The organism is Brevundimonas sp. (assembly GCF_036732845.1).
Taxonomy (GTDB): domain Bacteria; phylum Pseudomonadota; class Alphaproteobacteria; order Caulobacterales; family Caulobacteraceae; genus Brevundimonas.
Window position 1 is genome coordinate 1 of record NZ_DAINBO010000067.1, and the last position, 6,955, is coordinate 6,955.

Annotated in this window: 7 protein-coding genes and 1 pseudogene; 5 read left to right on the plus strand and 3 right to left on the minus strand. The window is 69.2% G+C overall.

Features of this window, described 5'->3' with window-relative positions; genetic code table 11:
- A pseudogene (locus V7D63_RS12890) lies at positions 1–934 on the minus strand (excinuclease ABC subunit UvrA); the annotation flags it as partial.
- Positions 935–1,129: 195 nt separating this feature from the next.
- On the opposite strand from V7D63_RS12890, the gene V7D63_RS12895 reads away from it, so the two are divergent.
- Complete coding sequence (locus V7D63_RS12895) at positions 1,130–1,267, plus strand: hypothetical protein (RefSeq protein ID WP_333592681.1); 138 nt, start codon at positions 1,130–1,132, stop codon at positions 1,265–1,267.
- Complete coding sequence (locus V7D63_RS12900; RefSeq protein ID WP_333592682.1) at positions 1,233–2,771, plus strand: ABC-F family ATP-binding cassette domain-containing protein; 1,539 nt, start codon at positions 1,233–1,235, stop codon at positions 2,769–2,771. Before V7D63_RS12895 ends, V7D63_RS12900 begins: the two co-directional genes overlap by 35 nt.
- On the opposite strand, the gene V7D63_RS12905 is transcribed toward V7D63_RS12900, so the two are convergent.
- Entirely contained in the window at positions 2,768–3,196 is a 429-nt protein-coding gene (locus tag V7D63_RS12905) for a VOC family protein (protein WP_333592683.1), read from the minus strand. The genes V7D63_RS12900 and V7D63_RS12905 overlap by 4 nt on opposite strands.
- The gene (locus V7D63_RS12910) at positions 3,193–3,699 is read right to left on the minus strand and encodes an SRPBCC family protein (RefSeq protein ID WP_333592684.1); all 507 of its coding nucleotides are present in this window, start codon (positions 3,697–3,699) and stop codon (positions 3,193–3,195) included. The genes V7D63_RS12905 and V7D63_RS12910 overlap by 4 nt, the downstream gene beginning before the upstream one ends.
- Positions 3,700–3,856: 157 nt before the next feature.
- On the opposite strand from V7D63_RS12910, the gene V7D63_RS12915 reads away from it, so the two are divergent.
- The 3 genes from V7D63_RS12915 to V7D63_RS12925 are packed head-to-tail and all read left to right on the plus strand — an operon-like array spanning position 3,857 to position 6,728.
- The gene (locus V7D63_RS12915; protein WP_333592685.1) at positions 3,857–4,327 is read left to right on the plus strand and encodes a nuclear transport factor 2 family protein; all 471 of its coding nucleotides are present in this window, start codon (positions 3,857–3,859) and stop codon (positions 4,325–4,327) included.
- Positions 4,328–5,059, plus strand: a complete 732-nt coding sequence (gene recO / locus V7D63_RS12920) for a DNA repair protein RecO (RefSeq protein ID WP_333592686.1) — start codon at positions 4,328–4,330, stop codon at positions 5,057–5,059.
- A gap of 43 nt (positions 5,060–5,102) precedes the next feature.
- On the plus strand, positions 5,103–6,728 hold the full coding sequence (locus V7D63_RS12925) for a M28 family peptidase (protein ID WP_333592687.1): 1,626 nt from the start codon (positions 5,103–5,105) through the stop codon (positions 6,726–6,728).
- Positions 6,729–6,955: the final 227 nt, after the last annotated feature.

Genomic DNA, 6,955 nt, shown 5'->3' on the forward strand with positions numbered 1-6,955 from the left:
CGTGATGCAGGGTCTTGTCGCGGTCGGGGATCACCAGATCGGCGTCGAAGGCCAGCTTGACCCCCAGGCCGTCACAGACCGGACAGGCGCCGAAGGGGTTGTTGAACGAGAACAGGCGCGGCTCGATCTCGCTGATGGTGAAGCCCGACACCGGACAGGCGAAGCGTTCCGAGAAGGTGATCCGGCGCGGCTCTTCGCCTTCAGGCGCAGTGGCCCATTCGGCCACGGCGATGCCGTCGGCCAGGCCCAGGGCCGTCTGCAAACTGTCGGCGTAGCGGCCTTCCAGCCCGGCCTTGGTGACGATGCGGTCCACGACGATGTCGATGTCGTGCTTGAACTTCTTGTCGAGGGCCGGGGCGTCCTCGATGGCGAAGAACTGGCCGTCGATCTTGACGCGCTGGAAGCCCGCGCGCTGCCACTCGGCCATCTCCTTCTTGTATTCGCCCTTGCGGCCCCGGACGACGGGGGCCAGCAGCAGGATGCGTTCGCCCTCGGCCAGTTCGACCAGCTTATCGACCATCTGGCTGACGGTCTGGCTTTCGATCGGCAGGCCGGTGGCGGGCGAATAGGGCACGCCGACGCGCGCCCACAGCAGGCGCATGTAGTCGTGGATCTCGGTGACCGTACCGACGGTCGAGCGCGGGTTCTTGGACGTCGTCTTCTGTTCGATGGAGATGGCCGGCGACAGGCCCTCGATCAGATCGACGTCGGGCTTGCCCATCAGTTCCAGGAACTGGCGGGCGTAGGCGCTGAGGCTCTCGACATAGCGGCGCTGACCCTCGGCGTAGATGGTGTCGAACGCCAGCGACGACTTGCCCGAGCCGGACAGGCCGGTCATCACCACCAGCTTGCCGCGCGGAATATCGACGTCCACGCCCTTGAGATTGTGTTCTCGCGCGCCCCGCACGCGAATGAAGTCGTGTCTGTCGGTCATCGAAATCCGGGAACGCCAAGGGCCGGGGAGGGGTCCGGCGCGACACCGCCATATGGGGATCAATTCGGCGAGTTCAGCAAGAACAATGTGGGAACATTGCGACGCGAAGGTCGCAGATCACGGCCGCGCTTGCCAGTCGGGCGGTTTCACCCCATCTTCAGTGCCTCGCCTGAGTGAGTTTTGGAGGCTACGAACATGATCAGCGCCCTGGAAATCGGTTTCGCCCTTTCCGCTCCGCTGCTCGCGTTCGCCTATGTCCTCACCCTGCCGAAGCCCAAGCCTGTCCGCATCCGCGCTCGTGACGCTCAACGGCGTCGCGGCCCGCACGCCTGACGGCCACACCCTATTCTCTGATCTGAGCCTAGCCTTCGGGCGCGAGCGCACGGCTGTCGTCGGCCGCAATGGGGCCGGCAAGACCACCTTGCTGCGCCTGATCGCGGGGTTGGCCGCGCCGGTCGAGGGATCGGTCACGCGCGCCGGAACGGTCGGTCTGCTGGCGCAACGCGCCGAACCGGGACCGGACGAGACCGTGGCCGCGACCCTGGGCGCCGAACCGGGGCGGGCCGTGCTGGCGCGGGTTCTGGCGGGCGAGGGGACGGCGGACGATCTGGCCGAGGCGGACTGGACGCTGGACGAACGGATCGCGGGCGTCATGGCCGAGGTCGGCTTGGCCGGGCTGTCGCTGGATCGGCGCACGGCGACCCTGAGCGGGGGAGAGCAGACCCGGGTGCGGCTGGCGGCCCTGCTGCTGGCGGCGCCGGATCTGATCGTGCTGGACGAGCCGACCAACAATCTGGACGCCGAGGCGCGGGCGATCGTCACGCGGGTGCTGGACGCCTGGCGCGGCGGGGCGGTGGTGGTCAGTCACGACCGGGCGCTGTTGCGGCGGATGGACCGGATCGTGGAGCTGTCGAGCCTGGGCGTGCAGGTTCATGGCGGCGGATGGGAACTATACGCCGAACGCCGGGCGGCGGAGCGGGCGCTGGCGCAACAGAGGCTGGACGCGGCGGAACGCGAGATCGACCGCGCCGCGCGGGAACGGCGGCAGACGGCTGAGAAACGGGTGCGTCGGGACCGGGCGGGGCGGGCCTATGCGGCGTCCGGTTCGGCGCCCAGAATTTCGCTGGGCGGCATGAAGCGCCGCGCCGAGGAGAGCGCGGGCAAGGAGAGCCGTCTGGCCGAACGGCGCGCCGAGGCGGTGCGGGCCGATCTGGGCGAGGCCCAGGCGGCGGTCGAACGGGTGCGGCGGCTGGAGATTCCGATGCCGCCGACCGGACTGGCGGCGGGGACGGCGGTGTTGAGGCTGGGCGCGCCTGTCTCCTCCCTGTCACGCAACGATGGGAAGGAGAGTGTGGGCCTGACCGTCACCGGTCCCGAACGCATCGCGGTGACGGGCGTGAACGGCAGCGGCAAGACGACCTTGCTGAAACGGATCGCCGGGGAGGCCCTGGTCGAGACGGCCCTGTTGGACCAGCACGCGGCCATGCTGAAGCCGGATGAGACCCTGCTGGAGGCGTATCGGCGCATCAATCCCGTGGCGACGCCGAACCAGGCCCAGGCGGCCCTGGCGCGGTTCCTGTTCCGCAATACGGCGGCGCGGCGGACGGCGGGAACCTTGTCGGGCGGCGAGCGGCTGAGGGCGGCCATGGCCTGCGTCATGACCGGGCCGCGGCCGCCGCGCCTGCTGTTGCTGGACGAGCCGACCAACCACCTGGACCTGGATTCCATCGAGGCGGTGGAGGCGGCCTTGCGGGCCTATGACGGCGCCCTCGTCGTGGTCAGCCACGACGAGGACTTCCTGGATGCGATCGGCGTGGATCGTCGGATAGCGCTTTAGCCCTGGGGCTGGCCCATGGTGTTGATCATCCACGGCACGCCGAACTTGTCGATGAAGGCGCCGTAGCCGGGCGACCAGAAGGTGGGGGCGAAGTCCATGATCACGCGTCCGCCCTCGGACAGGGCGTCGAAGATCCGCCTGGCCTCGGCCGCGTCGTCATAGTGCAGGCTCACGTCGAAGCCGTTCTTGGGCTTGTCGATGTTCGGCGCCCAATCCGTGTCCATGTCGGCGCCCATGATCGACTGGCCGCCGACATCCAGCCAGGCGTGCATCAGCCAGTCCTTGTACTGAGGGCCGACCGGCATGTCGGGCGGACCTTCGCCATAGGGGAAGGCGGCGGTGATCACGCCGCCCAGGACCTGGGCGTAGAATTCGAAGGCCTGGCGGCACTGTCCCTGGAAGGACAGGCTGGTCACGATCTTCATGGTTTCATCTCCTTCAGCAACTCGGCCAATTGATCGGCGGCGGCGCCCCAGCCTTCGTGAAAGCCCATCGCCTCGTGCTGTTTCATGGTCGCCTCGTTCCAGTGACGGGCGGTGGCGACATATTCGGTCTGGCCGTCGGCCAGGGGGATCAGTTCGACCGTGGCGACCATGAAGGGCATGCCGGCCGGCTTCCAGTCGGGGGTGAAGGCGTCGGTGGTGGTCCATTTGCGCTGGGGGATGACCTCTAGAAAGACGCCCGAGTTCGGCATCACCTCGCCGTCCGGCCCGTGCATGGTGAAGTTGAACCGGCCGCCGGGGCGCGGCTCGATCACCGCGTCGACGACATGCCAGGGCCTGGGGCAGAACCACTGTTGCAGCAGGGCCGGCTCCATCCAGGCCTTCCAGATCATGTCCGGCGTGGCGTCGAACACGCGGCGCAGCACCAGCTCATGCCCGTGGGCCGTGCCGGGCGTGTGACAGGGATTTTCAGCATCCTGGGCCATCAATGTCCTTTCGCCGCCGGGCTGGAGCGGCTGTTCGCGCCGGGCGGCTCGCGTTCCTAGGGGCCGCCATACCCCGACCAGACGTCGACCCTGTCAACAGCCTTTTCCATGGGCCGCGCGAACGCCTAGTCTGGGCCGCCGCAACCCGGAGACCGACATGAGCCTGATCGCCGCCCTGTTCGCCGCCGCCGCCGTGCAGGCCGCGCCCGATCCCGCCGTGGCCGAGGTGACCGCCGTGTTGGATCGGCTGAACGTCGCCTCCTCGACGGCGGACGAGACCGCCTATTTCGGCCTGTTCGCGCCCGACGCCCGCTTTGTCGGAACGGACCCGAACGAGCACTGGACCCTGGCCGAGTTCAAGGCCTTCGCCGAACCCTATTTCCAACGGGGCAGCGCCTGGAGCTTTCCGGCGACCGAGCGGTTCATCACCATCGCCGACATCGACTGCCGCTGCATCGCCTGGTTCGAGGAGAAGCTGGACAGCCGCCACTACGGCGCTACGCGCGGCTCGGGCGTGATGCGCAAGACCGCCGACGGCTGGAAGATCGAGCAGTATGTACTCAGCTTCGCCATCCCCAACGACCGCTCCGACGCCGTCGTGGCCGCCGTGCGGGCGCCGGCGCACTAGGTGGACTTCGCCGACGAGGCCTTCGTGCTGGCCGCGCGCGCCCATGGCGACACGGGCGCGGTGGTCGAACTGCTGACCGCCGAGCATGGACGGCGGGCGGCCTATGTCGCGGGCGGCGCCTCGCGGCGGATGAAACCCTTCCTGCAGCCGGGCGCGCGGGTGCAGGCCGAATATCGGGCGCGGACATCCGACCATCTGGGCGCGGCGCGGCTGGAGCCGATGGGTCAGGGACCCAGCGCCCTGTTCGACGACCCCCTGGCCCTGACCGGTCTCAGTGCGGCGGCGGCGGTGGCCCAGGGCGCACTGCCGGAGCGGGAGCCGCATCCGGGCGCCTTTCTGGCCTTCGAGGCCCTGATGGCGGCTTTCGCCGTGCCCGAGGTCTGGCCGGCGGTGTTCGTGCGGTTCGAGGCGGGGCTGTTGGAGGATCTGGGTTTCGGCCTGGACCTGAGCCGTTGCGCCGCCACCGGGTCGACCGACGACCTGGTCTGGGTCAGCCCGCGCACGGGCCGGGCGGTGTCGGCGAGCGCGGGCGCGCCCTATGCCGACAAGCTGCTGGTCCTGCCGCCCTTCATGCTGGGGGCGCAGGCGGGGGTGCGAGAGGGAGACGCCAAGGCGGGCTTCGACCTGACCGGTCATTTCCTGGAGCAGTTCGTGTTTCATCCGCTGAATCGGCCCTTGCCGCCCGCGCGGGTCTGGATGCTGGACAAGCTGGCCGAGGCGGGTCGCCTGTAACCCCGGCGTCGTGCTAGCCGTTGCGGACCTCGGAGGGGAATCCATGAAACGTCTCGTCGTCTCGGCCATCGCCCTGGCCATCGTCCTCAGCACGCCGGTCGCGGCCCAGACCCATGATGAGGCGGCTGAGGCGCGCATCCGCGCCGATGTGACCTTCCTGGCCGACGACGCCATGGAAGGCCGCGAGAGCGGCGAGCGCGGCTATGACCTGGCCGCCCTGTACGTGCGGACGCGGATGCAGGGCATGGGCCTGACGCCCGGCGTCAACGGCGGCTGGATGCAGCCGGTGACCCTGGCCCGCACGGGGATCGCGCCGGAAGGCGCCACGATCACCTGGACCCCGGCCGGCGGCGAGCCGGTCGTCTGGACCAACGGCCAGGACGCCCTGTTGAACGCCGGCGACGTGGCGGGCCATGAGACGGTGACGGCGGGCCTGGTCTTCGTCGGCTACGGCATCGACAGCCCGGAACACGGCATCGACGACTATGCGGGCCAGGACGTGACCGGAAAGATCGTCGTGATCCTGTCGGGCGCGCCGTCCGGCCTGGACAGCGAGACCGCCGCTCATCTGGGAACCGGAAAGAGCGCCGTCGCAGCCAAGCACGGGGCCGTGGGCGTGGTCACGATCAACACCGACGCCAGCGCCCAACGCTACACCTCGGCCCTGCTGCGCCGGTTCGCCAATCGCACCGAGACGACCTGGGTCGGCGCCGACGGCAAGCCGAAGCGCGCGGTGTCGGGTGCGCGAGCGGGCGGCTTCATCAGCGACGAGGCCGCTGCCGTCCTGTTCGCGGGCGCGGCCAAATCCTATGCCGACATCCGCGCCGAGGCGGCGACCGAGGGCGGGCGGCCCGGCGGCTTCGCCCTGGACGGCCAGGCGACGTTCGACATCCACACCCGCCGCACCGACATCCACAGCGCCAATGTCATCGGCGTCATTCCCGGATCGGACCCCGCCGTGCGCGACGAGATGGTGGTGCTGACCGCCCACCTGGACCACCTGGGGCTGGAGGCCGAGGGCGCCGCCGACCGCGTCAACAACGGGGCCTTGGACAACGCCGGGGGCGTCTCGATCATGCTGGAGGCGGCGCGCGGCCTGATGGCGAACCCGCCGCGCCGGTCGGTCATGGTGGTGGCCCTGACGGCCGAAGAGATGGGGCTGCTGGGTTCGGACTATCTGGCGCGCAACCCGGTGGTTCCGGCCGACAAGGTGGTGGCCGACGTCAATCTGGACATGCCGATCCTGACCTATGACTTCACCGACCTGGTGGCCTTCGGCGGCGAACATTCGACCCTGGGCCAGATCGCCGATCAGGCGGTGCGGGCGGAAGGGCTGGTCCTGTCGCCTGATCCGATGCCCGAGCAGGGGGTCTTCACCCGCTCGGACCACTATTCCTTCGTCAAGGCGGGGGTGCCGTCGATCATGCTGGCCACCGGCTACGCCAACGGCGGCGAGGCGGCCTGGGGCGCCTTCTTCGGCGGCGCCTACCACCAGCCGTCCGACGACATGAGCGTGCCCTTCCACTGGGAGGCGGCGGTGCGGTTCGCCCGCGTCAACGGCGCCATCGCCCGCAGCATCGCCGACGCGCCCGAGCGGCCCATGTGGTATCGTGGAAACACCTTCGGCGACCAGTTCGCCCCGAACGCGCCCAAGGCGGATCACCCCTAAGACCCAGGCTTGATCTGCGCCCTTTTCATCCGCTCATCCCCGCGAAAGCGGGGACCCAGCGAGAGCCACGGGCGCGGTTTTGGATCAAGGACTGTGGGATCAATCCTCCGGTCCATCCTCCAAAGAACTGGATCCCCGCTTTCGCGGGGATGAGCGGGGCGGGTTAGAAGCTCTAGACTTCCAGCCTCCATTCGCCGATTCGCGTGCCCATGACCGTTCACACCACG